Annotated in this window: 22 protein-coding genes and 6 pseudogenes; 14 read left to right on the top strand and 14 right to left on the bottom strand. The window is 65.3% G+C overall.

Annotated elements, in window-relative coordinates; translation table 11 throughout:
* Window positions 1-160: 160 nt before the first annotated feature.
* Window positions 161-688: a hypothetical protein gene (locus tag CDN38_RS24075; protein ID WP_075509225.1), complete on the top strand. Its 528-nt coding sequence runs from the start codon at window positions 161-163 to the stop codon at window positions 686-688.
* 117 nt (window positions 689-805) lie between these two features.
* On the opposite strand, the gene CDN38_RS32520 is transcribed toward CDN38_RS24075, so the two are convergent.
* The 4 genes and pseudogenes from CDN38_RS32520 to CDN38_RS24060 form a co-directional block, all read right to left on the bottom strand.
* Window positions 806-934 carry a methyltransferase domain-containing protein gene (locus tag CDN38_RS32520; RefSeq protein WP_142361367.1) on the bottom strand — a complete coding sequence of 43 codons (129 nt, stop codon included), beginning with the start codon at window positions 932-934 and terminating at the stop codon, window positions 806-808.
* A 65-nt stretch (window positions 935-999) separates the two neighbouring features.
* On the bottom strand, window positions 1,000-1,281 hold the full coding sequence (locus CDN38_RS24070; protein WP_075509224.1) for a type II toxin-antitoxin system RelE family toxin: 282 nt from the start codon (window positions 1,279-1,281) through the stop codon (window positions 1,000-1,002).
* Between the two features lies 1 nt (window position 1,282).
* Complete coding sequence (locus CDN38_RS24065; protein ID WP_075509223.1) at window positions 1,283-1,564, bottom strand: type II toxin-antitoxin system Phd/YefM family antitoxin; 282 nt, start codon at window positions 1,562-1,564, stop codon at window positions 1,283-1,285.
* A gap of 60 nt (window positions 1,565-1,624) precedes the next feature.
* Window positions 1,625-2,018, bottom strand: a pseudogene (locus tag CDN38_RS24060) (IS607 family transposase); the annotation flags it as partial.
* A gap of 339 nt (window positions 2,019-2,357) precedes the next feature.
* Here CDN38_RS24060 and CDN38_RS24055 point away from each other — a divergent pair.
* Both CDN38_RS24055 and CDN38_RS24050 read left to right on the top strand, forming a co-directional pair.
* On the top strand, window positions 2,358-2,747 hold the full coding sequence (locus CDN38_RS24055; RefSeq protein WP_036416545.1) for a YidH family protein: 390 nt from the start codon (window positions 2,358-2,360) through the stop codon (window positions 2,745-2,747).
* On the top strand, window positions 2,744-3,076 hold the full coding sequence (locus CDN38_RS24050) for a DUF202 domain-containing protein (protein WP_075509222.1): 333 nt from the start codon (window positions 2,744-2,746) through the stop codon (window positions 3,074-3,076). The genes CDN38_RS24055 and CDN38_RS24050 overlap by 4 nt, the downstream gene beginning before the upstream one ends.
* 216 nt (window positions 3,077-3,292) lie before the next feature.
* On the opposite strand, the gene CDN38_RS24045 is transcribed toward CDN38_RS24050, so the two are convergent.
* Both CDN38_RS24045 and CDN38_RS24040 read right to left on the bottom strand, forming a co-directional pair.
* Complete coding sequence (locus CDN38_RS24045; protein WP_075509226.1) at window positions 3,293-3,994, bottom strand: haloacid dehalogenase type II; 702 nt, start codon at window positions 3,992-3,994, stop codon at window positions 3,293-3,295.
* A 276-nt stretch (window positions 3,995-4,270) separates the two neighbouring features.
* Window positions 4,271-4,591, bottom strand: a complete 321-nt coding sequence (locus tag CDN38_RS24040; RefSeq protein ID WP_075509221.1) for a hypothetical protein — start codon at window positions 4,589-4,591, stop codon at window positions 4,271-4,273.
* A 146-nt stretch (window positions 4,592-4,737) separates the two neighbouring features.
* On the opposite strand from CDN38_RS24040, the pseudogene CDN38_RS33195 reads away from it, so the two are divergent.
* The 6 genes and pseudogenes from CDN38_RS33195 to CDN38_RS24010 form a co-directional block, all read left to right on the top strand.
* Window positions 4,738-7,307: pseudogene (locus tag CDN38_RS33195) on the top strand (ATP-binding protein); the annotation flags it as partial.
* A 269-nt stretch (window positions 7,308-7,576) separates the two neighbouring features.
* Window positions 7,577-7,855, top strand: coding sequence for a hypothetical protein (locus CDN38_RS24030; protein WP_142361325.1), 279 nt, complete (start codon window positions 7,577-7,579; stop codon window positions 7,853-7,855).
* A gap of 372 nt (window positions 7,856-8,227) precedes the next feature.
* Window positions 8,228-10,123, top strand: coding sequence for a serine/threonine-protein kinase PknD (locus CDN38_RS24025; RefSeq protein WP_082277304.1), 1,896 nt, complete (start codon window positions 8,228-8,230; stop codon window positions 10,121-10,123).
* 281 nt (window positions 10,124-10,404) lie between these two features.
* A pseudogene (locus CDN38_RS24020) lies at window positions 10,405-10,548 on the top strand (PE domain-containing protein); the annotation flags it as partial.
* Between the two features lie 29 nt (window positions 10,549-10,577).
* Complete coding sequence (locus CDN38_RS24015) at window positions 10,578-10,871, top strand: PPW family C-terminal domain-containing PPE protein (protein ID WP_075512248.1); 294 nt, start codon at window positions 10,578-10,580, stop codon at window positions 10,869-10,871.
* Between the two features lie 279 nt (window positions 10,872-11,150).
* Window positions 11,151-11,360, top strand: a pseudogene (locus CDN38_RS24010) (WS/DGAT domain-containing protein); the annotation flags it as partial.
* Between the two features lie 207 nt (window positions 11,361-11,567).
* Here CDN38_RS24010 and CDN38_RS24005 read toward each other — a convergent pair.
* Window positions 11,568-12,056 (bottom strand): hypothetical protein, encoded by a 489-nt coding sequence (locus CDN38_RS24005; protein WP_075512249.1) that lies wholly within the window; start codon window positions 12,054-12,056, stop codon window positions 11,568-11,570.
* Between the two features lie 90 nt (window positions 12,057-12,146).
* Window positions 12,147-13,550 (bottom strand): WS/DGAT/MGAT family O-acyltransferase, encoded by a 1,404-nt coding sequence (locus tag CDN38_RS24000; protein WP_075512250.1) that lies wholly within the window; start codon window positions 13,548-13,550, stop codon window positions 12,147-12,149.
* Between the two features lie 107 nt (window positions 13,551-13,657).
* Between CDN38_RS24000 and CDN38_RS32275 the strand changes: the two are divergent.
* A pseudogene (locus CDN38_RS32275) lies at window positions 13,658-13,864 on the top strand (NAD(P)-binding protein); the annotation flags it as partial.
* 257 nt (window positions 13,865-14,121) lie between these two features.
* The gene (gene ppsA, locus CDN38_RS23985) at window positions 14,122-16,518 is read left to right on the top strand and encodes a phosphoenolpyruvate synthase (RefSeq protein ID WP_075512252.1); all 2,397 of its coding nucleotides are present in this window, start codon (window positions 14,122-14,124) and stop codon (window positions 16,516-16,518) included.
* Between the two features lie 99 nt (window positions 16,519-16,617).
* Here the strand turns inward: ppsA and CDN38_RS23980 are convergent, their stop codons facing one another.
* Entirely contained in the window at window positions 16,618-17,754 is a 1,137-nt protein-coding gene (locus CDN38_RS23980; RefSeq protein ID WP_075512265.1) for a 6-phosphofructokinase, read from the bottom strand.
* 51 nt (window positions 17,755-17,805) lie between these two features.
* Window positions 17,806-18,243 (bottom strand): YciI family protein, encoded by a 438-nt coding sequence (locus CDN38_RS23975; RefSeq protein ID WP_233027016.1) that lies wholly within the window; start codon window positions 18,241-18,243, stop codon window positions 17,806-17,808.
* Window positions 18,244-18,498: 255 nt separating this feature from the next.
* Here CDN38_RS23975 and CDN38_RS23970 point away from each other — a divergent pair, with 255 nt between their 5' ends.
* Window positions 18,499-19,383, top strand: a complete 885-nt coding sequence (locus CDN38_RS23970) for a haloalkane dehalogenase (protein ID WP_075512253.1) — start codon at window positions 18,499-18,501, stop codon at window positions 19,381-19,383.
* A 20-nt stretch (window positions 19,384-19,403) separates the two neighbouring features.
* Here CDN38_RS23970 and CDN38_RS23965 read toward each other — a convergent pair whose 3' ends face one another.
* From CDN38_RS23965 to CDN38_RS23955, 3 genes are read right to left on the bottom strand one after another with little or no spacing between them, the layout of a single operon-like run.
* Window positions 19,404-19,859: a VOC family protein gene (locus CDN38_RS23965; RefSeq protein WP_075512254.1), complete on the bottom strand. Its 456-nt coding sequence runs from the start codon at window positions 19,857-19,859 to the stop codon at window positions 19,404-19,406.
* The gene (locus CDN38_RS23960; protein ID WP_082277299.1) at window positions 19,859-21,022 is read right to left on the bottom strand and encodes a M24 family metallopeptidase; all 1,164 of its coding nucleotides are present in this window, start codon (window positions 21,020-21,022) and stop codon (window positions 19,859-19,861) included. The genes CDN38_RS23965 and CDN38_RS23960 overlap by 1 nt, the downstream gene beginning before the upstream one ends.
* Window positions 21,019-22,167, bottom strand: coding sequence for a M24 family metallopeptidase (locus CDN38_RS23955; protein WP_082277300.1), 1,149 nt, complete (start codon window positions 22,165-22,167; stop codon window positions 21,019-21,021). The genes CDN38_RS23960 and CDN38_RS23955 overlap by 4 nt, the downstream gene beginning before the upstream one ends.
* Window positions 22,168-22,329: 162 nt before the next feature.
* Between CDN38_RS23955 and CDN38_RS23950 the strand changes: the two are divergent.
* Window positions 22,330-23,574: pseudogene (locus tag CDN38_RS23950) on the top strand (cytochrome P450); the annotation flags it as partial.
* On the opposite strand, the gene CDN38_RS33190 reads toward CDN38_RS23950, so the two are convergent.
* Window positions 23,559-24,005 (bottom strand): sterol desaturase family protein, encoded by a 447-nt coding sequence (locus CDN38_RS33190; protein ID WP_408633042.1) that lies wholly within the window; start codon window positions 24,003-24,005, stop codon window positions 23,559-23,561. The pseudogene CDN38_RS23950 and the gene CDN38_RS33190 overlap by 16 nt on opposite strands.
* 946 nt (window positions 24,006-24,951) lie before the next feature.
* Between CDN38_RS33190 and CDN38_RS23940 the strand changes: the two genes are divergently transcribed.
* On the top strand, window positions 24,952-26,337 hold the full coding sequence (locus CDN38_RS23940; protein WP_075512269.1) for an FAD-binding oxidoreductase: 1,386 nt from the start codon (window positions 24,952-24,954) through the stop codon (window positions 26,335-26,337).
* The last annotated feature ends 7 nt before the right edge of the window (window positions 26,338-26,344 follow it).

Below are 26,344 nucleotides of genomic sequence, written 5' to 3'. Positions count from 1 at the left end.
GCCCTGGAAAACCTCAGTCGCACAACACTATTGGCCGCCTAGACGCCAAATCGAGCCCAAGTACGTCAAACTTGACTCAAAATTCCGGCTGTGCCGGATTTAGCGAAGCTAGGCGAGTACGCTTTCGCACCGAGGTCCCGATGCTGAGAATCCCGCTGCGATGAGGCAAAGAATCCGTCACCTGGTGTGCGGCCTGTCGGCGGCCGCACTGTCGGAGACCGCATTGTTGGCGGGCTGTGCCACCAACAACGTCCAGGCCGGTACCAGCCCGGCGGGCAGTAGGCCGACGACGGCAGCCGTGCTCACCAGCACACCACCCACCCCGGCAGGCCCGCGCACCGAGAAATGGATTGCCCTGCAGGTCGGCGAATGCGTGGCCGACCTGCCACCGGCCGACCTCAGCCGCATCACCGTCACCGTGGTCGACTGTGGGACACCACATTTGGCCGAGGTGTATCTGCGCGCGCCGGTAGCTGTCGACAACGCCATCAGCACTGTCGCGAATCGAGAGTGCGCGGCCGGGATCGGCTCTTACACCGGGCAATCCGTGGACAACGGCGCATATTCCGTGACATACCTGATCGACTCCAACCAAGACAGAACCGGGGCCAATCCCACCCCGAGCACCGTCATCTGCCTACTGCAAGCGCCGAACAGTCAGCTGCTGACCGGATCCGCGCGTCACTGACGCGCTCCCGACGCGATCCGGTCGAGGACACGGATGTGGTGGACAGTGCACCCGCTGGGTCCACGAGAGCGCAGGAAAGACCTGCCTCTCGATCTGGCGGCTGGTTGGCAGATAGTCCTAATAGACGCGCGGGTGAAGCCGCTCCGAGAAGCTGCCGGCGATGAGGAAACGTCCACCTGGGCGAAGCACACGTGCGATTTTGCGTGCAGCCGCCGGTAGGTTGCCGATGTGGTGCCAGACAAAGATTGTTGTTGCTCCAGATGCGGCGCAGTCACCGTGACGATGTGATCAGTTGATACCCATTAAGCCCTTCACGGGTGCCGATAAACGTCGGAACGATGGTCGACGCGATGGACCCAGATCGTCTGGGCCTCGTCATCGATGCGGTAGAGAAGTCGGTAGGGGCCACGTCGGGCACTGTGATGGTTAGCCAGGTCGCGACCGAGCGGCTTGCCGACGCGGCGCGGTTCGCGCGCCAAGTCGCCAAACGCGAATTCGATGACCGCCGCGAAGATCCGCGGCGGCAACTTGTCGAGGTCACGCTTGCCTGTGGCCGTGAATCGGGTCGTGTAGACGTCATCGGAGTTAGCCACCTCAGTGGGGCCGCCGAGGCACCTGATACTCGGCTCGGATCTCATCTTCGCCATAAGTCCGGCCGGCGGCGATATCCGCCTCGGACTGTTGCACCGACTCGGCCACGCCCGGCTGCGACAGCCAGTGCAAGGTCTCCTGAATGGATTCCCACTCGTCGACACCGATCAACACCGCGGCCGGGGCCCCGTTCTTGGTAATCGTGATCTGATCGCGGGTGTCACGAACCGCGTCGACGTACTCGTTGATCTTGGCCTTGACTTGAGTAACCGGTATGACGCGCATGACTTCATCGTAGCTGAATTCAGGTCCAGCGACGACCTGAATTCAGAGTCGATATTCACGTTACGTCAATTCATGGTTCTGTGCAGCGCGTTTGCCGTAGAGCCGCGCCCACATCGACGTCAGGATCGGTCATATCGCGCACGACGTCATCGTGGACCTCGGCCGAGTCAACCACCACCAGCGCACGACCCTGGGCAGCAAGTGCGGCTTCAACATACACAGAGCCGAACCGGCAGAACCGATCCCGGTGCTCCACCACGGTCCGCGTCACCGCCAGATCACCCAGCAGTGCGAAAAACTCTCGGCGGTGCCCGTTCAGCGCGGAGCCGACATCGGTGACGACCATGTCGACCGGTATCTGCTGGGTGGTGGCCCACGCGGTCACGCGCGCCACCTGTCGATCCAGATCGGATTTCTGGTCCGCTGAGGATACCCGCGCATAGACCGCCGTCCGCCCGCGCCGTGGTGTCTCGGCTGCCGCATGCTGGCAGCCCTCCGAGACCGGCCTACACAGGCCCAAGCAGCTCCGGAGCACTGACAGATTAGCGGCGGGCCAGGCGATGGGTGGCCAGTTTGGCAAACCGACACGAAGCCGAAACCGCTGGTCAGGTGCTTAGGCCAACTAAATGCGGGCCGAAGATATTGTCGGCGCTGACGCAACGGCGATCGGACCGGGCGACCACCGGATCGCAGTCGTTTCTCAGCAGAGCATTTCACCGCGTCACGGCGCGGCCCTGGCTACACTCGGTCGACGTCGAGCGCCTGTCCCCCGACTTTCTCTGGGAGTTGCCCCGTGGCCGATCACCTCACGCCCGCCGGCACGCAAGGCGCGGACAGCCCAGCTGAAACCGAACCCGACTACCGGTTCACCCTGGCCAACGAGCGGACGTTCCTGGCTTGGCAGCGCACCGCCCTGGGACTGCTCGCCGCGGCGGTCGCGCTGGTGCAACTCGTCCCGGAGCTGGCGATCCCTGGCGCCCGCCGGATGCTGGGTGTGGCGCTCGCGGCACTGGCAATCCTCACCAGCGGCATGGGCCTGCTGCGCTGGCGGCAGGCCGACCGAGCCATGCGCCGCGGCCTGCCGTTGCCCCGTCACCCCACGCCCGCATACCTTGCCGTGGGTCTGGCCCTGGTCGGGATCGTCGCGCTCGGTTTGGTGATCGTCAAGGCGGTCCGGGGTTGAGCCGGCCGCCAGCGCCGAGCGGGACATCGGATCGCGGGCTGCAGGCGGAACGGACAACGCTGGCCTGGACCCGGACGTCGTTCGCGTTGTTGGTCAACGGGGTGTTGCTGACGCTCAAGAATCTGCACGGCCACCACGCAGCGGCGGGGTTGATCCCGGCCGGCCTGGCCGCCCTTGCGGCCTCATGCGGCTACGCGATCGCCTGGCAGCGGCAGCGAACGCTGGGCCGTCCGAGGCAGACCCGAATCACTGCCCGCCGCCAGGTCTACATCGTCGGGACGGCGGTGCTGGTGCTCATGGTCGTGACCGCGGTTGCCCAACTGCTGTAGAGGCATCGCGGCGCAGTCGTTCGGTCAGTATCCGGATCCGCCTCCTACATCGCGAGGGAAGCGACAGCGACCACGGCAAATCGCCATTTGGTGCGCTGCCGCCCAAGTTGGCCTTTCGTTTGCTCAATCAATTACGGCCGGTCGCCGAGTCGGGTGTGCGCGACTGTGGACGGGCCCAATACCGTTGCCGAATTGCTTCTTTCGAGGGCAGGACGTTTAGCAGCCGAGCTGATCGGCAAGGTCGAGGAAATCGGCGGCGTTGATGTCGAACTCGTCTTCGTACGCCACATCGGCGTCACCGCCGGGACCGAATTCCAGCGGGCGGGCGACAAAAGCGGTGCGGAACCCGAGTTCGGCCGCGGCACGGATGTCGTACTTGTGGCTTGCCACCATCATGATCTCGGCGGGTTCGAGTCCCAGGTAGGTCGCGGCCATGTGATAGACGGCCGGATCGGGTTTGAACGCCCCCACCATCTCCGCGGCGAAGATCGCATCCCATGGCAAACCCGCCCGTTTGGAGATGTTGATCACCGCACTGACGTCGGCGTTCGACAGGGTGGCCAGCGTGTAGTCCCGTTTCAGCCGGGTCAGTCCGGCCACCGTGTCCGGCCACGGCCTCAGGCGCTGCCAGGCCAGGGTGAGCTCGTCACGCTCGGCGGCGGAGAAATCGGTGATTCCGGATTCGTCGAGGACCGTGTCGAGGGAGCGCCGATATACCGAGTGCACCGATATCCACTTGCCGTGCTCGCTGGGAGCGGCCTTCAACGTGGTGAAGTAGGCGGCACGCCAGCGCGTGACTACCTCAGGCCAATCCACACCCGGGTGTCGGCCGGCGCTGATCCGCTGCGCCTCATCACAGACGGTCGAATGAAAATCCGTCGCCGTCCCTTGCACGTCGAAAATTATCGCTTTCACCATGGGTTCATCATGCAGCCTCACCCGCAAACCGTGGTATGGCGTGCCAAGAAAACTTTCGGCGGATCCAACGTCGGTTGCCTGATGTTTGACCACCTATGCTACGGCGCGACATTTGTGCTGACAGCAACGGGAATTGCGGCATGAGCCGGGACCGTTCGGGCGCCCGCTCGAGATAGATATCCGACTTTCAATCTCCGTCAGGAAATATCTTTTCATTCTGCAGCGCAACGGCGCGACTGCGAATCGGGCGAGCATACCCCCGTTGACAGCGAGCCGTTATCGGGCACTGTCGATGCGCCGCAGTTGATGCATGATTTCGGCGCCTTCGGTCCCATAGATGCCGCGATCGTCGCCGCGCAACACCCAGTGGTGCTGCTGATCGGCACGAGCGGCGATGGCAGCGTGACGGCGGGCATTGGCGTCGGCGTGTTTGCGGAAGTGCAGCACGACGGCCCGCACGAGAAAGAAAAGGCCGACGAGGGCAATGGCACCCAGAATCCACCGGATGAACGTGACGATGAACGCCAGCGCCAGCAACCCCAGCAGCACACCGAATCCGCCACCATCCCCGGACCTGGAATTCTGTCTGGAACTCATAACCGGAAGGTACGCAGCGCCTCTGACAAGAACGGACTTCCGCGGCGGGCCAGGCGGGTCAAGGTGCGACCGATCCGGCGGAGCAGCCGCTCGGTGGCAACGGATCTGATCTGCCTGAGCACGCGCGGGCCCCAATGCTGGATACCATGAGCCAACACGGCGATTCCGCCGCTGACCTCGGATGAATGGGCGTGAGCAAGTTGCTGCCGACAGGTACGGTGACGCTGCTGCTGGCTGATGTCGAGGGTTCGACGCGGCTGTGGGAAACCCAGCCCGAGACGATGACCACCGCGCTGGCCCAGCTCAACCGCACCGCCGACCAGGCCATCGCCGCTCACGACGGGGTACGCCCGCTGGAACAGGGCGAGGGTGACAGTTTTGTGGCCGCCTTCGCCCGCGCCAGCGACGCGGTGGCCTGCGCGTTGGAGTTGCAACGAGCACCGCTGCGCCCGATCCGGCTGCGCATCGGGATCCACACCCGGCGAGATCCAGTTGCGCGACGAGGCCAACTACGCCGGACCGACAATCAACCGCACCGCGCGGCTGCGCGATCTGGCCCATGGCGGCCAAACCGTGTGCTGTCCGGGGCGACCGAACCGCTGGTGGTCGATCACCTCCCCGACGGGGTGTGGCTGGCCGATCTGGGTAACCACCCATTGCGGGATCTGCCACGCCCGGAACGCGTCGTCCAGCTGTGCCATCCCGACTTGCGCAACGACTTCCCACCGCGACGCATCCGCAATGTTGTTGCGTCACATAATCTTCCGGCTCAGTTGACGACGTTCGTCGGGCGCCAGGCCGAAATGGCGGAGTTGCACCGGCTGTTGACCGGCGAGCGGCTGGTGACGTTGACCGGGGCCGGGGGTGCCGGCAAGACCCGCCTTGCGGTACAGGTCGGCGCTCAACTCGCTACCGAGTTCCCCGAAGGGCTGTGGTTAGGTCGACTTGGCTCCGATCACCAACCCTGCCGTCGCACCGGTGACCGTCGCACGCACGTTGGGTCTGCCCGATCAGCCGGGCCGCTCCACCATGGACTTGCTGGTCCGATTCCTCGGCGAGCGCAAAGCGCTGCTGCTGCTTGATAATTGCGAGCATCTGCTCGACGCCTGCGGGACCATAGTGGTCGCGCTGCTGGCGGCGTGCCCGTGGTTGACGATCCTGGCCACCAGCCGTGAGCCGCTGGGGGTGCCCGGCGAGCTGAGCTGGCGGGTGCCGTCGTTGTCCGTGACCGACGAGGCCGTCGAGTTGTTCACTGACCGCGCCCGCCACGCCCGCCCCGAGTTCGGTGTCGGCGACGACAATCTCGCGCTGGCTCAAGAGATCTGCCGGCGCTTGGACGGCATGCCGCTGGCGATCGAGCTTGCTGCGGCGCGTATTCGGGCGCTGTCGTTGCAGCAGATCGTGGACGGCCTGCATGACCGGTTCCGGTTACTCACCGAGGGTGCGCGCACCGCGGTGCGCCGCCAGCAGACGCTGCGGGCCTCGCTGGATTGGTCGCATGCGTTGTTGACTGCGGCGTCGACGCCGCCCAAGCCGTCGGCGCCGGCACCGCAGTCGAAAGCTACCAGCTTCTTGACCAACTGGGCCTGTTGGTCGACAAGTCCCTGGTCGTCGCCGACGACACCGGCTACGGGATGCGATACTGTTACTGGATACCGTGCGGCAGCGCGTTGGACAAGCTCGACGAATCCGGCGAGACCGACGACGTGCGCACCCGGCACCGCGACTACTACACGGGTATGGCCACCGAATTGCAGGCGCAGGGTCACTGGGCCGACGAGCGGCTACTGCATTGGGCGCAAACCGAAATCGACAATCTCCGAGCCGCATTCACCTGGAGCCGGGAAAGCGGCGACCTGGACACCGCGTTGCAGCTCATTCTGTCGTCGCGGCCCTTGTGGTTACGGGGCGGACGCGTCGAAGCGGCGCTGGCCGGGCTATCGGCCATATTGGCCGACGAGGATCACTCGGCAATAGCACCGGCGGTGTGGGCGGGAGCAGTGGCCCAGTACTGCATCCTCGCCAGCTGGGTCGGCAAACCGGCGGAGCTGGGACGAGCGCAGGAGGCGCTGGCCGTCGCACGCGACCTCGGTGACCCCGCACTCATTGCCCGCGCCTGATCGCCTGCGGAATGCTTGCCCTCTACGATCCCGCGCTGTCCCGGCCCTACTTCGACGAGGCGATCGATCTGGTCCGCGCGATCGGTGATCGGCGAAGCCTGTGCCAAATCTTCAGCTAGACCGCGGCAGTCATGCGCGGCGAACCCGTCCCGGCGATCTCGGCCGCCGAGCAGGGACGTGACCTCGCCGATGCGCTGGACGACCGGTTCTTCTCCCGGAACTGCCGGGCGTGGCTGAGCACCGCGTTGATGATTCAAGGGAACCTCGACCACGCGGCCAAGGTAGCTTGTTCGGTGACCGAGGAGGCCGAGGCGGTCGGTGACCTCACCATGGCGGTCTTCAGTTACGTGAGCCTCAGCGAGGTGCTCGGATTCCACGGCCAGGCCGACGCTGCACACGCGGCAGCGCAGTCCGCGTTGGCGGCGGCGACCACGATGGGCGGTTACTTCGCCGACGCGGTGTACTCGGCGTTCGCCAACGACGCCCTGGCGCGCGGCGACGCCGCGGCGGCCAGGAAAGCAGCCGAGACGGCCCTGCAGCAGACCAATCCGCTACGCGAGGTGTTCACAAGGAGCGTTGCCCCGTTGCCGGAGGCTTAGTCCGAAGTTAAGGCTGTTTGGTAAGAGATTTTGGCTCTGAACTGGGGTTTTATTGGTTTTCTGGTTTGTGTTTGTGGCTACGCGGGGATGGTTAGGGGGACCTACCAGTAGCAGCAACACGCCATGTTTAGTGGCTACATTATTCTGTCCACATCACCACAAACCCCAGCTCAGCACCCCATTTCCCCCACCGACCAGCAGTAACTTCGGCTTAGTTAGCGTGCCATGACCCGAGCGCTGCTCGGCGTTTCGCGGACGAGATGCTCGTGCCCGGTTGGTATCGCATGATGGCGCTGCTGGCGGGGGCTTTTATCGGGATCGCGCAGGACGAGCCGGAGCAGGCCGCACGCGACGCCCACGATGCCCTGACCGTCGCCGCCGGCACCCAGGGATACCTGCGAGTGGACGACACGCTGGAATGCCTTGCCCGCCTTGCTGTCAACGACGACAACCATGCGTACGCGGCGCGGCTGCTGGGCGCGGCGGAGTCGATCGGGCGACGCATGGGACACCCCCGGCTTCCCGATGTATCAAGCCGGTTATGACGCTGCCGTCGCCGCTGTCCGAGAGGCGTTGGGGCAGAGCGATTTCGATGCCTTCCGGGCGGAGGGTGCGCGACTGTCCACCGAGGAGGCGATCGGGTATGCGCAACGTTGTTGAGCTTGGCCGGGTGCACGAGCAGCTGGCAGCGGGTGTCTGCCCGTCACTATTACGGACCGTGCGGCCAGCAGGCGGTGCCAGCCTTCGGCCAACAGCCACACGTAACAGCCCCCAGCCGTAGCGGACCGGTAGTTTCGTAGTGGCTGGTCCACAACGCGAGCGCGGATCGGTAGCGCCGTGGCGCATCGAAATGCCTGCAACTGTTGCCGGTGCCGCGTATGGTCTGGCCAGTTGCTGGCGGTTGCTGGGAGGGCTCGGTGGAGGGAACTTCGTTCGGGAGGTACCGGCTGACCGAGCTATTGGGCCGCGGCGGCATGGGCGAGGTGTGGCGGGCCTATGACACGGTCACCGACCGGGTCGTCGCACTCAAGATCCTGCCCGCCGAGATTTCCGACGACGAGGTGTTCCAGCAGCGGTTCCGTCGCGAAGCTCATGCCGCCGCACGATTGAGCAACCCACATCTCATCCCGATCCACACCTACGGGGAGGTCAACGGACGGCTGTTCGTGGACATGCGGTTGATCGAGGGCCGCGACCTACAGTCGGTGCTCAGCCGCGGGCCGCTGCCGCCGATGCGGGCGGTGCGCATCATCGAGCAGGTTGCCAAGGCGCTGCAGGCCGCGCACCGGGATGGGCTGTTGCACCGGGACGTCAAGCCGTCAAACATTTTGCTCGACGTCGACGACTTCGCGTATCTGATCGATTTCGGAATCGCGCGCGCGGCGGGCGAACTGGGCTTGACAACGGTCGGCGATGTGATCGGAACCTGCCATTACATGGCCCCGGAACGGCTCAGCATGGGACAGGTCGACGCCCGCTCGGATATCTACTCATTGGCCTGTGTGCTCTATGAGTGCTTGACCGCGCAGCACCCATTCCCCGGTGACAGCCTGGAACAACAGATCACCAGCCACCTCGAGACGCCACCGCCACGGCCGTCGAGCACCATTCCTGGGCTCCCGGTGAAGCTGGACATGGTCATCGCCAAAGGCATGGCCAAGAATCCCCGCGACCGCTACGAGACCGCAGTCGAATTGGCGCGAGCCGCCCACGACGCCCTGACCACGCCTGCGCCGCAGCCGTCCGTTCGGCCGCAGCCGCCAATCCCCTACCTCGTCGATGCCCACGCCCACCCTGACACTCGCGTTCAACCACAGGTCGCGCCACGGTCGCCACCGCAGCATGTCCCGGCACCGCCGACGATGCCGCGGCGGCTGGCAGAGGCGCTCGCAGTCCCTGCGCAAGAACCCGCCGCGGCACCGCCGGCCAAGATGACACGGCCGTCGCGGCCATGGTGGCGCCGCAAGGCTGTCGTCATCTGGGCCGCTGCGCTGCCCATGGTGGCTGTGACTGTTGCGGCCATGATCACCGTCAGCAAGCTGAGTCCAGAACTCGGCGAATTTCAGCAGGTGGTGCTACCTTTCACCGGCCTTCGTGACCCGCACGGTCTGTCGGTCGACAGTGGCGGCACGGTCTACGTCGGTGATACCCAGCACAATCGGATACTGGCGTTGTTCGCGGGCTCAACCACACCGGTCGTACTACCTTTCGACGGGCTCAGCTATCCGACCGGTGTGACAGCAGACGACAGCGGCACCGTCTACGTCAACGACGCCGGCAACAAGCGGGTTGTCGTACTTCCCACCGGCTCGAAAACCCAAATCACCCTGCCCTTTACCGACCTCAGCAATCCGACCGGGTTGTCGGTGGACAGCAGCCGCACCGTCTACGTCACCGACACTGCGAAGAATCGCGTGGTCGGACTTTACGCCGGTTCGAAGACACAGTTCGAACTACCCTTCACCGGCCTTAGCGATCCGACCGGTTTGGTAGTGGACAGCAGCGGAACGGTGATCGTGGCCGACGGCGGCAACAATCGGGTTCTGGCGTTGCCGGCCGGCGCGACAACCCAAGTCACGCTGCCCTTTACCAGTCTCAAGCAACCCGGCGGCGTCACGGTGGACAGCGAGGGCGCGGTCTACGTCACCAGCAAGGGCAACGGCCGGATACTCAAACTCCCGCCAGGCTCGTCGACGCAAGTCGAGCTGCACTTCACCGGCCTGGACAATCCCTGGGGCTTGGCAGTCGACAACATGGGCACTGTCTACGTCGGCGGCCGCAATGACCAGATTGTGGCGCTTCGGCAGAAGTAGGCAGGGCAGGTGGACTGCGCCGGGTTAGCAGGAGCTGCCCTCAAGCGCCAACCGACACAACCACGCGACTGCGTTTGACGACGACTTGCCCGCAGCGCCTGGGTGCGACGCTCGTCGGCACGTACAGCGACACCGCAGCAGTCGGGTCGCCGAACCGAAACCGGGGATTGACACACACACAGTTGATGTATGCAACTGTGTCCAATACAGTTGTGTTCGATTCAATACAGGCGTATGCGCGGCGACAAGCCGTGGGAAATCCATCGCAAGGGGTTGCGGCCGTGACGTTGTGGGTGGTTCCTGAAGGCCTGGCGGGTCCGGCGGCCGCGGTGGAGGCGCTCAGCGCTCGGCTGGCGGCCGCGCATGCCGCTGCCGCACCGGTGATTTCCGCGGTGCTGGCACCGGCGGCCGATCCGGTGTCGTTGGGCACCGTGCGACCGCTCCATTGACGGCTATGGCTGCGGCAACTCCGGTGGCGGCCACGGAAGTCGCTGCGGTGGAGCCGGTGGCGGGCGTATCGGCGGTGGTGTCGCAGTCGCAGTTGGTGTCGGCGACGGCCAGCCACCTGGGTGCTGGGTCATTAGGATTTGCCGGCACTGCCGAAGGGGCCGGTGTGCAGGCTGGTGGGTTGGCCACTGTACGAGGTGCCGAGTTCGGTGATGGCGCGCAGGTGCCGATGTTGCCGGCCACCTGGCATCCGCAGCCGGCGGCGGCAGCGGATAGCGGATTAGTCCAGCTCATCTATTGACAGCCGTTTCGAGGTTGTTCCCTGGCTGGGAACTGCGCAGCGCTCTGGAATCCCCGACCGGCGTGTTCGTCATACCTGTGCACCGTCGCAGGGACTTACGACTGTCAGAGCGACGCCCTAATCCCCTGGCCGGCAGCGACCTTCGCCAGACAGCATCTCCGATCGAGCCTCGTCCCGATAGCGCTCAACCGGCACGATTTTCGGATGGGAGCCGCATGATGACCAAACCGACTCCGCCACTGGCCCTTTCATAGCTGCTGCCGGACTCGCCGGCTTGCTGGGCATCTAGCCGTCTCCGCGCTCGCCGCCTCGATCGGGCCCAATTCCGCCCTGGCGTCCTACCACGACAGCATGGATTTCGGCTTCATCGCCAACACCGCGGCGATCGGCGACCCGACGCGCCTTGCCCACCTGACGATGCGGGCCTACGAGGAGCTGACGCAAGCAGCGGGAACGCGGTCTGCGCAGCCGATCGGCGTGTCTTGCTGAAGACGGCATGCTAACCAGCGCTGGGACCACCGTGGTTCGCGTTCATCGAGACTGAAGCCACGACGACCGCCATCGGCGCGTCGTCTGCGTGATTACAGTGTCGCGGCGACGAGCGGCGGCGACGAACCGGCGGCCAACAGGGATGCGCGACACCACAATCGCAAGGCGACCCCGGAGCCGGCATGTCACCGACCAAACGGCCCGCCGTTAGTCGGCCGGCGTAAACCGGACAACGGCCCACTTCAGACGTTCGGCCGCCTCGGCGAACTCCTCGACTGAGGGTATGCGCTTGTCGCGGAACTTCAATCCAATGATGAGTTGCGCGCGCCTGACCCCATAGGACTCGGCGCAGCGGTGGACGAGAGCGGCGACGGTCGCACGGTCTTCGATGAGTTCGCCGTGCATGGTCATCGGCTTGCCCTCGTAATAGATCTCGGCGGTGGCGCCGTTGCGGAAGTTGTTCTTCCATCGCATCCGGGTGAGGACGAAAAGACCGTCATCCAACCAGTGGGCACTTATCGGTATCGAATACTCGCGGCCTGTCTTACGCCCCGTGAAGCTCAACACCATAAAGTGCTTACCCGCCGAACCCGCAAAAGGGGTGCGCAGCAACAGGTTTACCAACGGACGAATGATAGTCAGCGCGCGCTGCCCGCCGTCGCTGACACCTTCGACCGCATGCAATTGTTTAGCCATGCTAGATATTATATCAGCTAAGTTCCTTGATCGCGACCGCAGAGCTTTTGCGGGTCAACCCGGGCGCAGAGTTCCGGCAGCCCGTCTAACTCAGCCTGCAACGCGCGGTTTGGGCCCGCGCCTGCCGCGTCGTGTGCGACTCACCTCGAGAAGCCGCGCCACCCCGTCCTCGATGCCCGCCGCCAGCGCTTCGATATCAGGCGCGGTGTCGTAGTCCGCCGTAATGCCGAAGACGAAATTGTCGGCGTAGCTGACCATCGCCACACCGGTGCGCAACTGCAGGGCGATCGGCGGGATCGGCAGGATTTCCAGCACCCGCCGGCCCATCAGCTTCTGTTCGCTCCGCGGACCGGGGACATTGGTGGCCAAGCCGACAACCGCGCGCTGCGGCAGATGGCTGAGCAACCGAATCGTCCACGCCGAGAAGGCAAACGGGACGTTCCTGGCCGCCGAAACGACCGCGCTGGCTCCTTCACGCTGGCCGCTGCCTTTCGCCCGGGTGAGTCGACTGTGCACCAGCTGCAGCTGCTGCACCGGGTCCGCCTCATCGACGGGCAGCAACGGCAGCATCGCCGAGACCTTGTTGTCGGTCACGCTGAACTGGTTCACCCCCCGCACCGATACCGGAACCAGCGTGCGGAGCGAGTCGCGGCCAGGCTGTTCCCCGCGGTCCAGCATCAGCTGGCGGTAGCTGGCGGTGATTGCCGCCAGCGCAACGTCATTGAGCGTCACGCCGAACACCTGGGCAACCTCGCGCAAGTCCGCCAAGCGGACCCGGGCCGCGTGGTAGCGCCGCATCGCCGTGACCGGTCCGTGCAGCGACGACTCCGGCGCCGGGCTGAGCAGGCTGCCCGCCAGTTCGGCCGCGCCCACCGCGACATGCTCGACTACTGCGGCCGCATCCATCGCACCGCGCACCATCCCGCTGAACCAGTTCAACGGGTTGAGGCTGACCTTCGGCAGGCCAAACCCATGCCCGTCGGGTTCCTTGGCGGCGCGGATGTCGGTGGCGAAGGTGTCGCCGCCACCCCCGTCGTTGAACCTCGCCAACATCTGCGCGGTCGCGATCCCGTCGGCGATGCAGTGGTGGAGCTTGGTCAGCACTGCCCACCGGTCATCACTGAGCCCCTCGATCATGAAGCAGTCCCATAGCGGCCGCTCACGGTCAAGCCGGCGCTCCATCACGGTGGCAATCATCTCGAACAGTTCGGCGTCACCACCGGGGTGTGGCAGTGCCAGGCGGTGCAGATGCCGCGAGATGTCGAAGTGCGGGTCATCCATCCATTCGGGCGGACCGAGATCCAGCGGGTGTGTCCGCAGCAGCTGCCGGCAGCGCGGAATCGCCGAAGCACGCTGCGTGAAGGCAGCGACGAATTCTTCATAGGACGGCGGCGGCCCCTCGATGATCGACAGTCCGCCGATCGCCAGACTCACGTGCGGATCGGAGTCTTCGACCTCGAGAAAAGCCGCGTCAAGGGCGGTCAAATGCTCCATTCCGCTACTTTCCGCCGCCGCGCGCCTCCCGATCAGAGTCGGAAGTCCTCACCTTGAGGGCCAAACGAAAGCAGCACAGCCGCACGACGAGTCATATCGTCAGCACCATGACGCCCGGTGACGCCGATAAGCTCGTGCCCCGCGGCGACCTCGCGGCCCTGCCCGACCTACTGCACGGAGCGCAACGTGCCGGCCCGGTCCGCGACCGCCGGCCGGTCTACGTCGACCTGCTGCCGCCGTACGACGCCGGATGTCCGGCCGGCGAGAACATCCAGGCGTGGCTCGGCGATGCCCGCGCCGCACGTCACGAGCAGATGCGGCCGGCTGACGTGGTGCAGTCGGCGTCGGCGCTGCTGCGCCACGGTCCGGAGTACGCCGGCGTGCTCTTGCTGGGATTGTGTGACTGGATGAACCGCAAGGGCTTTCACGCCCTTAATGAGGTTTGCTGGCTGCTGGCTGCTCCCGACGCCGAGGGCTGCGAAACCCAGGAACGCGCCGACTATGTCTGGGCATTGCGCAAAGCCAACAACGGATCCTACGACACCTACTAACACGCAACCGGAGGAATATCATGAGCAAGTTCAACTACATTCGCTTCTTCGAAGAGTTCGGCATCGAGGACGTCCCGCTGGTCGGCGGCAAGAACGCCTCGCTCGGCGAGATGTATCAGAAGCTGTCCGGGCAGGGCATCCGTGTCCCGCACGGGTTCGCCATCACCGCCCAGGCCTACAAACACATGCTGGACAGCGCCGGCGCCTGGGACGCGCTGCACGCCGAACTCGACAATCTCGATCCGGACGACGTCACCGCACTGGCGCGCAGCGGCAAACGCGCCCGGGAGATCGTCTACGGCGCAGGGCTTCCCGATGACCTGGCGGCCGAGATCGTGGCCGCCTATCGCATGCTTCAGGACGAGTACGGCGAGGATGTCAGTCTCGCGGTGCGCAGCTCGGCGACCGCCGAGGACCTGCCGACGGCCAGTTTCGCCGGCCAGCAGGAAACCTTTCTCAACATCACCGGCGCCGAGAGCCTGCTGGACGCCTGCCGCCGGTGTTTCGCCAGCCTGTTCACCGACCGGGCCATCCACTATCGCATCGACCAGGGCTTCGACCAGTTCAAGGTGTCGCTGTCGATCGGTGTGATGAAGATGGTGCGCTCCGACCTCGCCTCCTCCGGGGTGATGTTCACCATCGACACCGAATCAGGCTTCAACGACGTCGTTTTCGTCACCGGCGCCTACGGGCTGGGCGAGAACGTGGTGCAGGGCGCGGTCGACCCCGACGAGTTCTACGTCCACAAGCCGACTTATCTGGCCGGACACCGCGCCGTGCTGCGCCGCCTGATCGGTGACAAGGCGGTGAAGATGGTCTTCGTCGAGGGCGGGACGAAGCAGACCACCCGCAACATCCCCGCGCCGAAGGCCGACCGTGCTCGGTTCTGCATCACCGACGAGGACGTACTCGAACTAGCCGGCTACGCCTGCACCATCGAGGGGCATTACCGGCGCCCGATGGATATCGAGTGGGCCAAAGACGGTCTGGACGGCAAGCTCTACATCGTGCAGGCGCGCCCCGAGACGGTGGCTTCGCAACGCAGCCTGACGACCATAGAAACCTATGTGCTGGAAGGTAAAGGCGACATCCTCACCGAGGGCCGCTCGGTCGGCGAGAAGGTCGCGATGGGCGTCGCGAAACGGATCGACAACCTCGGGCGGCTGTCGGATTTCCGGCCCGGTCAGGTGTTAGTCGCCGACACGACCACGCCGGACTGGGAACCGGTGATGAAGACCGCCGCCGCTGTCGTGACCAACCGAGGCGGGCGCACCTGCCATGCGGCGATCATCGCGCGCGAGCTGGGCATCCCGGCCGTGGTCGGTGCCGGCGATGCCACCACCAGCGTCCCGGATGGCCAGGTCGTCACGGTGTCGTGTGTGGAAGGCGACACCGGGCGGGTGTACCGCGGCGAGGTGGGCTTCCACATCGACCGCACCGAAGTAGCGGATCTAACCAGGCCGCGAACCCAGATCATGATCAATCTGGGCAATCCCGATCTAGCTTTCAAGACCTCGTTTCTGCCCAACGACGGTGTCGGGCTGGCCCGAATGGAATTCATCGTCAGCGAATACATCAAGGTGCACCCGCTGGCCCTGCTGCATCCGGACAAGGTCGACGACCCGGAGGCGCGCCGGATGATCGATCGGCTCACCTACGGCTATGCCGACGGGGGCGAGTTCTTCGTCCAGCGGCTCTCGGAGGGCATCGGCACGATCGCGGCGGCGTTCTGGCCCAAGCCCGTGGTGGTGCGGATGTCGGACTTCAAGACCAACGAATACGCCAGCCTGATCGGCGGGAGCGGGTTCGAGCCGACCGAGAGCAACCCGATGCTCGGCTTCCGCGGAGCCTCGCGTTACGCGCACCCGGCTTACGCCGAGGGTTTCGCGCTGGAATGCCGTGCGATGCAACGGGTCCGCGACGAAATGGGGCTGACCAACGTCGTCATCATGCTGCCGTTCGTACGCCGCGTCGCCGAAGCGGACCTGGTGTTGGCGACGATGGCCGAACACGGTCTGCAGCGCGGCCGCAACGGGCTCGAGGTGTACGCGATGTGCGAGATCCCGAACAACGTCATCCTGCTCGACGAGTTCGCCAAGCGCTTCGACGGTTTCTCTATCGGCTCCAACGATTTGACGCAGCTCACGCTCGGTGTCGACCGCGACAGCGAGATCGTGGCCTTCGACTACGACGAACGTGACGACGGTGTCAAGGAGATGATCCGGCTGGCTGTGGAAGGCTGTCGCCGCAACGGGATTCACTCGGGGCTGTGTGGGCAAGCGCCGTCGGATTACCCGGATATGGCCGAGTTCCTGGTCCGCATCGGTATCGACTCGATCAGCCTCAACCCCGATGTGGTGGTCAAGACCACCCGGCAGATCCTCGAGCTGGAGCAGCAGGTGGTGACGCGGCAGTGAATTCAGTGAATTCCCTTGCCTCGCACCGACTCACGCCGAATACACGCCATCACCGAAAAGTGCGAGATCTCGGCGTGCCGCGACGAGATCGCCGTCGGGTCATCCACCGATCGCGCTATGGGTGGGCATGTCATCCCCGAAGTTGATCCCCATATCCCGCGCCGTCAGAATCGAGTCGCAGTCGAGCGGGACCGTCTTTTGCCGGTGGGTGGCCTCGGCGAGTGGCACGTAGTCGACGGTCGGTGGATTCAGCGCCACCATGACACCGCTGTGCCCCTCGTCGAGGGCCCGCACGGCCGCGGCGCCGAAGCGCAGACCGAGCAACCGGTCGAACGAGGTCGGCGAGCCGCCCCGCAGCAAGTGGCCGAGCACCACGGTACGTGCCTCGCGTCCGGTCATCCGTTCGAGCTCGGCGGCCACTTTGGCGCCGATGCCGCCAAGACGCTCCGCCTGCCCCACCGACTTCCCCACGATCGACACCTCGCCGCCGACCGGCCGGGCACCCTCGGCGACGCAGACGATGGAGAACTTCGCGCCGTGCCGTTCGCGGTCCCGGATCACCGCCGCCACCGGGTCGAGACTGAATGGGATCTCCGGGATGAGGATCGCGTGCACTCCCGACGCCATGCCGGCGTTCAGGGCGATCCAGCCGGCGTAGCGCCCCATCACCTCCACCACGATGATGCGGCCGTGCGATGTCGCGGTGGTGAACAGCCGGTCGATGCACTCCGAGGCGAAGTCGACGGCGCTGTCGAAACCGAATGTCGAGGTCGTCTTGTCCAGGTCGTTGTCGATCGTCTTGGGCACCCCGACCAGCCGCAGCCCGGCGTTGTGCAGGTGCTGGCCTATCGCCATCGATCCGTCGCCGCCGACCAGGATCAGCGCATCGATTCCGTGTTCCTCGAAGCGGCCCAACAGTTCTTTGGTGCGGTCCACCTCGATCCAGGTGCCGTCGCTTTGTTGCACCGGATAGGCGGTGGGGTTGCCGCGATTGGTGGTACCGATGATGGTGCCGCCCTGGTGGATGATGCCGCGGACGCGGTCGCGAGTGAGCTCGATCAACCCGCCGTCGGGATAGGCGTCCGGCAACAACAACCCGTTGAGGCCGTCGCGGACCCCGACGACGTCCAAGTCGCGATTACGTGCGGCCAGGGTGGCCGCGTGAATGACGGCATTGAGCCCGGGCGCATCACCGCCGCCGGTGCTGAGCGCAATCCGCTTTATCGAAGATCTCACGAGGCGCACCTTACGCCAGAGAAGCTCTGGGGCGTGAGGTTCAAAACGGGCTCATAGCAGCTCGTGGCGTGACTGGGAAAGAAATACGCGGACTCCGATGTTGCCGTCATGGATCAACCACGGTCTGATGCGATAGGTCCGTGCGCCGCTGGCGTGCATCGGATCGCCGTCGGCAATGGCCTGGGCATCGCTCACCGAACTCGCGCGGTAGATCAGCATGCCGTCGCCTTCGAAGTACTCGCCGTCGTCGGTCCACAAAGGGCCCGCAGCGAAAAGCACTCCGCGGTCTTCCAACTCGCGCAGGTAGGCGAGGTGATCCTGGAGGTGTTGTTGCACGGCATCGGTACCGCGCACAGCCGTCGAGGTGACGACGTACAGCTTCAACCCGACCGGGTCGCCCGAATCCTCGACGACTTTCGGCGCTTCGATCCGGTCCACCACGATCAACTCCTCGTTGTCGGCGTGTTGTGCCTCGCAATTCTGCGTCACAGCGCCGCATCCGAGGTGGCACTTCGACGATATTGGTCGGCCGACACAGCACCGCCGACTTCTCCCGGGCGCTATCGGCCGCCCGAACCTGCGCCGCGCGTGCCTACACTGCAACCGATGTCACAGGAGGCAACCGATGAACCTGGTCGTGCACAGCCATGCCCTCCCATTGTGCAGCCGGCCCGAACCGGCGGTCGGACATAATCGTTGGCCGACGATCCGGCGCCCGGATATCGCCGGCTTCAGGGAGCAGTTGTGACTCCATTGCCACCGATCACCGGGCCGAAGAAGCGGGTCGGCGTGCTCAACAGCGTGATGAGTTACGTCGACGTCGGAGAGGGCGATCCGATCGTCTTCCTCCACGGAAACCCAACCTCCTCCTACTTGTGGCGAAACGTCATCCCGTACGTCAGCGACCTCGGCCGATGCCTGGCCCCGGACTTGATAGGTATGGGGACCTCCGGGACCTCGCCAACCTTTTCTTATCGGTTCACCGATCACGCCAGGTACCTCGATGCGTGGTTCGAGAACGTCGGGGTCACCGAGCGGGTGGTGCTGGTGGTCCACGACTGGGGCTCGGCGCTGGGGTTCTACCGGGCGCTGCGCTATCCCGAACAGATTGCCGGCATCGCCTACATGGAGGCCCTTGTCCAGCCACGGCCGTGGGCAGGATTCACCGACCTCGAGCCGTTCTTCCGCGCGCTACGCTCCGAGCGGGGAGAGCAGCTGGCATTGGAGCAGAACGCGTTCGTGGAGCAGGTGCTGCCCGGCGGTGTACTGCGCCAACTGAGCGCCGAGGAGATGGCCACCTATCGGGAGCCCTATCCCACGCCGCACAGCCGTATTCCCACGCTGTTGTGGGGTCGCGAGATCCCGATCGAGGGTGAGCCGGCCGATGTGCACAGGCTGGTGCTGGAGTACTCAGATTTCCTGTCGCACAGCGACATCCCGAAACTGCTTATCGTCGCAGACCCTGGGACCATCCTCCAGGAAGGCGGCAGCGAACTCGAATTCGCCCGTACCTGGCGCAACCAGCGAGAAATCAAGGTGGCAGGCCGGCACTTCATCCAAGAGGACTCACCGGAGGCCATCGGCGTGGCCCTGCGTGACTTCGTCCTCGACCTACCCGCACGCCGCTGATCCGCGGGCCGACCGGATTCTCACTGCCGACGTGGCGGCAGCACCGCCAGCCACTGATCCGACAACAGTTCGAGCAGTTGGCCATCCGGATCGCGGATCATCGCCGATTGCTCCGAAACCGACCCGTCCACCACCGATCCGCCGAAGCTCTCGACGCTGGCCACCACGTGAGCAAGGTCAGGCACGGAAAACGAGATATGGGTAAGCCCCACCTGGTCCATGACTCGCTGCGCTCCGGCGTGGACCACGAGCCCTGAGTAGTCGAGAAGCTCCAACACCAACCCGTCGCGCACTAGATACGTCGCGTGCAGCCCGATCGGCTTCGGCAGCTGCAGCAGCCGGTCGGCGCCTTCGTCGGGCGCATCGAGTTCCCACCAGAACTCGAACCCGAGCAGGTCCTCATAGAAACGGCGCGACCGCCGGCGATCGCTGACGCACAACCCGATATGGTTGAAAACTGCTCGGCTGCCCGACATTACAACCTTCCATAGCGAGTCAGTGTCGATGCTCCCCCGCCCTCGATGACGACGGTGGCCCGCTCCAGACATCCCCCGACGCCTTCCGCGGCGACCCAGGACTGCACGCTCAGCACCATGCCGTCGCCGAGCAAGGCGTCGCTGCCACGCCCCACACCGATGACCGGTGGTTCGGCACCGAGCCCCAGCCCGTGAGCCAACGGCACCGGCGACTCCCGATTACCGGTGTCCTCCCACGCTCGATACAGGTCCGCCCCGGTGTTGCCCGCTCGGCAGGCCGCCAGCAGCGCGTCCATGCCAAATGCGCACCGCGACGCCAGATCCGCCGACCCCACCGGAGCCGACTCCCCCGCCACTCGAGTACGCGCCAGCCCAGCCTCGTATCCCGCGTACAACGCGCCTGGTGCCAGCACCACCAGTTCGCCATCGCCGATAGGACGGTCCGACGCGAGATGCCGAAACCACACCGGACCACGCGAAGGCGTTGCACAGCAAACACTCTCCGACGGCGCGGCCGGCGCACCCAGCCGCGCCACCTGTTCGTAGTACACCCCGAGCAGGTCACGCTCGGTGATGCCGGGTCGCAATGCGTCTTCCATGGTGCCTAGCGCCGACTCCGAAATGGCCGACGCCACTTCGAGACAGGTGATCTCCTCGGCCATCTTGATCCGGCGCGCAGCCGCCAATATCGAATCAGCGTCGACCAGTTCCGCCGAGCCGACCAAGTCGGAAATCAAACCGGCGAACATCGGTGTCAAACCGTCGGTACCCACCCGGGCCGACTCACGCAGGCCGGGAATCGAAGCCAACGAATCCATCAGATTGGCCGGATTCCAGCTCAACCCATACAGGTCCTGACGCGTGATCTCCGGCGGCACCCCCTCGTCCCAGGTCGACAGCAGGTGCACCCGCGCGGTCGACCGCACCACCACCGCGGCCGGCGCGAACGGCAGCACCCCGGCACGGCCGAGCAGCCGTGCCCCCGACACGTAGTGCACGTTGCCCGCACCGCCAAGCAGCAATGCGTCCAGATCGTGGGTTTCCATGGCGGAGAACACTTTTTCGCGCCGTTGAGCACGCAGCCAGCCGAAGTCGACCCGAGCGTCGTCCTCGAGGCTCATCATCCCGATGCGCACCCCACGATCCCGCGACACGGGGCTCATGCGGCAAACCCATAAGGGTCGTAGGTGGAGCCGCTGAGCTTGACCCATCCGGTATCGGTCACGGCCACAATGTCTTCGGAACGATAACCGGCAGCACCGTCCTCCCAGATGACCGGCTCCAACACCACGACCATGCCCGGCCGCATGACCAGCTGCGAGTCGAAATCTGCACCGAAATCCGTTCCGATCAACGGCATTTCGGCGCTATCGGTGCCCACGCCGTGCGCGAGATAAAAGTGCTCGATCCACGGCCGAACACCGTCGTTGGCCTCGATGGCAACCGCGCCTAGCCGAAAGCCGGACACCCCCGGCCCAAGGACCTCCAGACACGCGTCGACGACCGCCCGCCAGCGACGAAACTGCCCGAGCTGCCTGGCATTCGGGCCGGCGCCCACAATCCAGGTGCGGCCGTAGTCGGACGCGTACCCCTGCCACATGATTCCGGCGTCCACCCAGATGACATCGCCATGGCGCAGGAACCGGTCGGTCGTGACGGTCGGGTAGGCCAGGTCACCGTGCAGCGTCCATGGTCCCAGTTCGCGACTCGGAGCCATCACCTGCCAGATCGGATCGATCCCGCCCGCCGAGGCACCAAGCTCGAACACCCGTCGAAGAAACACCGCACTCAAATCGGTCTGCCGGACACCAGGTCGCAACAGGCGCAGCGCGTCGACCATCGCCAGCTCGTTGAACCGCTGCGCCTGGCGAATACACGACACCTCGTCGACCGTTTTCACCAGCTTGGCCGCGCCCAGCACCACGGACGCATCCACCCAATCGATGCCGGAAAGGCCGCGCAGCATCGGATGAGACAGATGGTCGACACCCACCCGGGCGCCGGAAACGAAGTGCTCGCCCAGCGCCGCGGCGAGCCCTGCCATCGCCTCGTCGAGATCCGGGAACAATGGCCCGTGCAGCTGCACCTCGGCCGGCACACCGTCGTCGACCACGGTGTACAGGTGCGGCGCCGATTCCCCGGCTACCACCACAGCGACCGCGCGGAACAGCGCAGCCCGGTCACCGGCGACGGCCGGCATCACAGCACCGGTCGCATACGTCACCGCGCTGGAGCCCAGCAACACCAGCCCGTCAAGACCGCCGGCCGCAAGTTCGGCCTGCAACCGCGCATATCGCTGCCGTCGCATCCGAGCCAGGTCGGGCGTGCCCGGGATCGCCGCCCCGCCGATAGTGGCTCCTGCCGACCAATCCTCGATGACGCTACCTCCGCATCCTCAAATGCGTAATAATGCAAAGATAGCCTAATAAGCCGACGAAGCAACAACGCACTTGCCAGGAAAGGCTTTTCGATGGTCACCCGCCCAGGCGTCAGCCCAGACGCGATAGTCGATTTCGACCATCATTCCGACGACTTCAACCTCAACGAAGTGGCCGTCAACGCCGAACTCCGACGCACCTGCCCGGTGGCATGGAACCAAAACTACGGCGGCTTCTGGTTTCTCACCAGCTACGACGCGGTCAGCCAGGCCGCCCGGGACGGCGACACCTTCGCCCACAAATACGAACCGAACGCGCCCGACGGCATCGACTACCAGGGTGAGATGGGCGTACCGCGTCCCGAAGGTCACCCGGCATTGGGCATCGGCGAAGTCGACGGCCCCTACCACCAGGCGCTGCGACACGCCCTGGCGCCGTTCTTCTCCCCGGGCGCCGTACAAAAGATGCGGCCGTTCATGGAGCAATCGGCGCACTGGTTACTCGACCAGCACAGCGCCGAGGGGCACATGGACCTGGTACTCGACTACGCCAGCCCGGTTCCGGCCATCTTGACCATGAAGCTGATGGGTCTGCCATATGACAGTTGGCACCTGTATGCCAATCTGTTCCACTCCGTCATGGCCGTTCCGCAAGACAGCCCCGAGTACGCCGACGCCCTGGCCGCCGCGCCCGCCATGATGCACGACGTCCTGGAGTTCGCCGCCAACCGACGGGCCGACCCACACGACGACCTGACCAGCTTCCTCATCCAGTTCGAATTCGACGGCCAGCGCCTGTCCGACGAACAGCTGCTCAACATCATCTGGAACCTCATCGCCGGCGGCGTCGACACCACCACCTCACAGACCGCGCTGACCCTGCTACACCTGGGCACCCACCCACAGCTGCGCCGACAACTCATCGACCACCCCGAGCTCTACCGCACCGCCACCGACGAATTCCTGCGCTACTTCTCGGTCAACCAGCAGCTGAGCCGTACCGTCACCCGTGACGTAACCGTCGGAGGCCAACAGCTGCGCCGCAACGACCGCGTCGTCATCAGCTGGCTGGCCGCCAACCACGACGAGCACGAGTTCGACCGACCCGACACGATCGTGCTCGACCGCACCCCCAACCGGCACCTCGCCTTCGGCCTGGGACCACACCGATGCATCGGATCCCACCTGGCGCGCCTGATGGCCGAGGTGATGGTCAAGGCGGTCCTCGACCGCATCCCCGACTACCGGGTCGACCTCGACGGCGTCCACCAATACCTGGGCAACCCGAGCATGACCGGGCTGGGCAAGCTCCCGGTCACCCTTCACCCTTCGGGCTCGCTGTCGTCGACGCCGTACTGCGCGGGCCAGCGGTCGGCCGGCAGGTACAGCGTCCCGAATAGCGCATCCAGCGCCGGGAATTCACCGGCATAGTTGCTGTTGTAGGCCTGCGGTTCACGGGCGTGGTGCCAATGGTGGTACTGGGGCGTGGCGATCACCCACCGCAGCGGGCCGAAGTTCACCCGGACGTTGGCGTGGATGAAGACCGCCTGCAAGGTGATCAGGACGAGGAATGCGCCCAGGCTGACCCTCCCGAACCCCAGGGCGTACAGCGGCAGCACCGCGACCGAACGGATGAAGGTCTCGTCAAGCGGGTGAAGGTGATTCGCTGCCAGCCAATCCATTTCCCGGATGCTGTGATGCACGCGGTGGAACCGCCATAGCAGCGGCACTTCATGGGCCGCGCGGTGCCCCGCGTAGCCACCTACCATCGCGATCGCCAACCCCGCGACCACCTGCACCCAGCCCGGACTGGCCGAAACCGAGGCGCGCACCGGCGCGGGCACGAAAATCCTCAGCACTCCGCCGATCACGACCACCGAGACGAGTAGCCCAAGCCGCAACGCGGTTCCGTTGACCAGATAGTGCACCACGTCGGTTCGCCACCCGCGCCGCAACACCCGACGGGGGTGCAACGCGAACAGCCGCTCCAGCGGAATGAAGATGATCGCCAGCATCGCCAACCCGAAAATGATGCCGCTGCGCACACTGAGCGCGGCCAGCACCACCAGCGCCGTCACCACCGCCAGCACGACACCACCCAGTCCGGCCTGCAATGCTCGCTGCGGTGCTGCGGTCCCAGTGGGCCGCGGCGGCACCGCGGCGTGGCGCTCGACGCCGCCGCGACGGGAGTTGGCGAGTCGCCCCCAACCCACCAATACCGCGCATGCCAGCGCGATCCCAATGAACCCGGGGACGAGGTTCTGGGTGGCCACCGCGATCGAGGTCATCAATATCGCCGATTGCGCGGCCAGTCCAGTCGGGTTCAACGACCGCTGCCCACGGACCAGCCGCACGCCCTGCCATCCGACCATCACCAGTGCCGCCAACACCGATAGGGTCGATAGCCCCGCGCCGTTGCCCGGGTGCGCCTTGGCCATGCGCCCGGTGATGCCTGCAGCCTTCAACAGCACGACCAGCTCGATACCGTGCAAAGCGGTCAATCCCGCCACCAACAGGTTCGGTCGCGGCGACGCGTACGACGCGCCTTGAAGTGGCCGACCCGAACTGGGACCCCCCCGCCGTTGGGTGCACGATGCATAGCATCCCGCCGCCGGCTGAGAACCAGCTGAGATTAGTTGTCCGCATCCGCGCGGGAACGGCATAAAGTGAATCGCTGTCCGACACGGCAGAAACACGAGGCTTTCGATGGGCGATATCACAGATATCACAGCGCGGTTGGTGGAAATCGTCGGCAGTGCCAATGTGCTCACCCGCAACGCAATTCCCGACGACTATTCGCACGACGAGGAACTGACCCAGCCGCCGCAGCAGCCCGAGTATGTGGTGAAACCGTCCACCGCGGAAGAGGTTTCGCAACTGCTGATAGCCGCCTCCGACCACCGCGTGCCGGTGACGGCACGCGGGTCCGGGTGCGGCTTGTCGGGGGCGGCGCGGCCGTGCGAAGACGGCCTGCTGATCTCGTTCGAACGAATGAACCGGGTACTGGAGGTGGACACCGCTAACCAGGTTGCCGTCGTCCAGCCCGGGGTGACGCTGACCGAGCTGGACGCCGCGACCGCCGCTTCCGGGCTGGGGTACATGGTTCATCCAGGTGAGCTGTCATCGAGCGTCGGCGGCAACGTCGGCACGAACGCCGGCGGTATGCGCGCGGTCAAGTACGGGATAGCTCGCCATAACGTGATCGGGTTGCAGGCGGTGCTGCCGACCGGCGAGATCATCCGAACCGGCGGCAAGATCGCCAAGGTATCGACCGGCTACGACCTGACCCAACTCATCGTCGGCTCGGAAGGCACCCTGGCCCTGGCCACCGAAGTGATCGTCAAGCTGCATCCACGGCTCGACCACAGCGCCAGCGTGCTGGCCCCGTTCGCCGACTTCGATCAAGTCATGGCGGCGGTGCCCCAGATCGTCGCCAGCGGGCTCGCGCCCTACATCCTGGAATACATCGACAACCTGACGATGGCCGCACTCGTGCACACCCAGAACCTGGAATTGGGTATTCCGGACCATGTCCGCGACAGCTGCCGAGCGTATCTTCTTGTGGCGGTTGAGAACCGCACCGCCGATCGACTGCAGGAAGATGTCGAGACCGCCGGTGAGATGCTTGCCGAGTTGGGTGCGATCGACGCCTACGTACTGGAGGGAAGCTCGGCGCGCAAGCTGATCGAGGTGCGTGAGAAAGCGTTTTGGGCGGCGAAAGCCGCGGGCGCCGACGACATCATCGACACCGTCGTCCCGCGCGCGTCGATGCCGAAATTCCTCAGCGCCGCGCGTGGTCTGGCAACGGCCGCCGGCGGTGCCGCGATCGGTTGCGGCCACGCCGGCGACGGCAATGTGCACCTGGCCATTATCTGTAAGGACCCGGCCAAGAAGAAGCAGCTGATGACCGATATCTTCGCGCTCGCAATGGAATTGGGCGGCGCGATCTCCGGTGAGCACGGCGTTGGCCGCGCCAAGACTCCCTACTTTCTCAAACTCGAAGACCCGGCCAAGATAGCGCTCATGCGGCGAATCAAGCACAGCTTCGACCCGGCGGGCATCCTCAACCCCGATGTTCTCTTCCCGGCGCAGGAGGCATAAGACGTCC

This window comes from Mycobacterium ostraviense, from assembly GCF_002705925.1.
GTDB lineage: Bacteria > Actinomycetota > Actinomycetes > Mycobacteriales > Mycobacteriaceae > Mycobacterium > Mycobacterium ostraviense.
Note: the sequence above shows the minus strand (reverse complement) of the source record. Positions and strands in the feature narration are given on the sequence as shown.

Bases quoted from the DNA above. Each gene is read 5' to 3' on its own strand.
- CDN38_RS24075 (WP_075509225.1), top strand. From the start codon at position 161: ATGAGGCAAAGAATCCGTCACCTGGTGTGCGGCCTGTCGGCGGCCGCA.
- CDN38_RS24065 (WP_075509223.1), bottom strand. From the start codon at position 1,564: ATGCGCGTCATACCGGTTACTCAAGTCAAGGCCAAGATCAACGAGTAC.
- CDN38_RS24045 (WP_075509226.1), bottom strand. From the start codon at position 3,994: ATGGTGAAAGCGATAATTTTCGACGTGCAAGGGACGGCGACGGATTTT.
- CDN38_RS24040 (WP_075509221.1), bottom strand. From the start codon at position 4,591: ATGAGTTCCAGACAGAATTCCAGGTCCGGGGATGGTGGCGGATTCGGT.
- CDN38_RS24015 (WP_075512248.1), top strand. From the start codon at position 10,578: ATGGCTGCGGCAACTCCGGTGGCGGCCACGGAAGTCGCTGCGGTGGAG.
- CDN38_RS24005 (WP_075512249.1), bottom strand. From the start codon at position 12,056: ATGGCTAAACAATTGCATGCGGTCGAAGGTGTCAGCGACGGCGGGCAG.
- CDN38_RS24000 (WP_075512250.1), bottom strand. From the start codon at position 13,550: ATGGAGCATTTGACCGCCCTTGACGCGGCTTTTCTCGAGGTCGAAGAC.
- ppsA (WP_075512252.1), top strand. From the start codon at position 14,122: ATGAGCAAGTTCAACTACATTCGCTTCTTCGAAGAGTTCGGCATCGAG.
- CDN38_RS23965 (WP_075512254.1), bottom strand. From the start codon at position 19,859: ATGTCGGGCAGCCGAGCAGTTTTCAACCATATCGGGTTGTGCGTCAGC.
- CDN38_RS23960 (WP_082277299.1), bottom strand. From the start codon at position 21,022: ATGAGCCCCGTGTCGCGGGATCGTGGGGTGCGCATCGGGATGATGAGC.
- CDN38_RS23955 (WP_082277300.1), bottom strand. From the start codon at position 22,167: ATGCGACGGCAGCGATATGCGCGGTTGCAGGCCGAACTTGCGGCCGGC.
- CDN38_RS33190 (WP_408633042.1), bottom strand. From the start codon at position 24,005: ATGGTAGGTGGCTACGCGGGGCACCGCGCGGCCCATGAAGTGCCGCTG.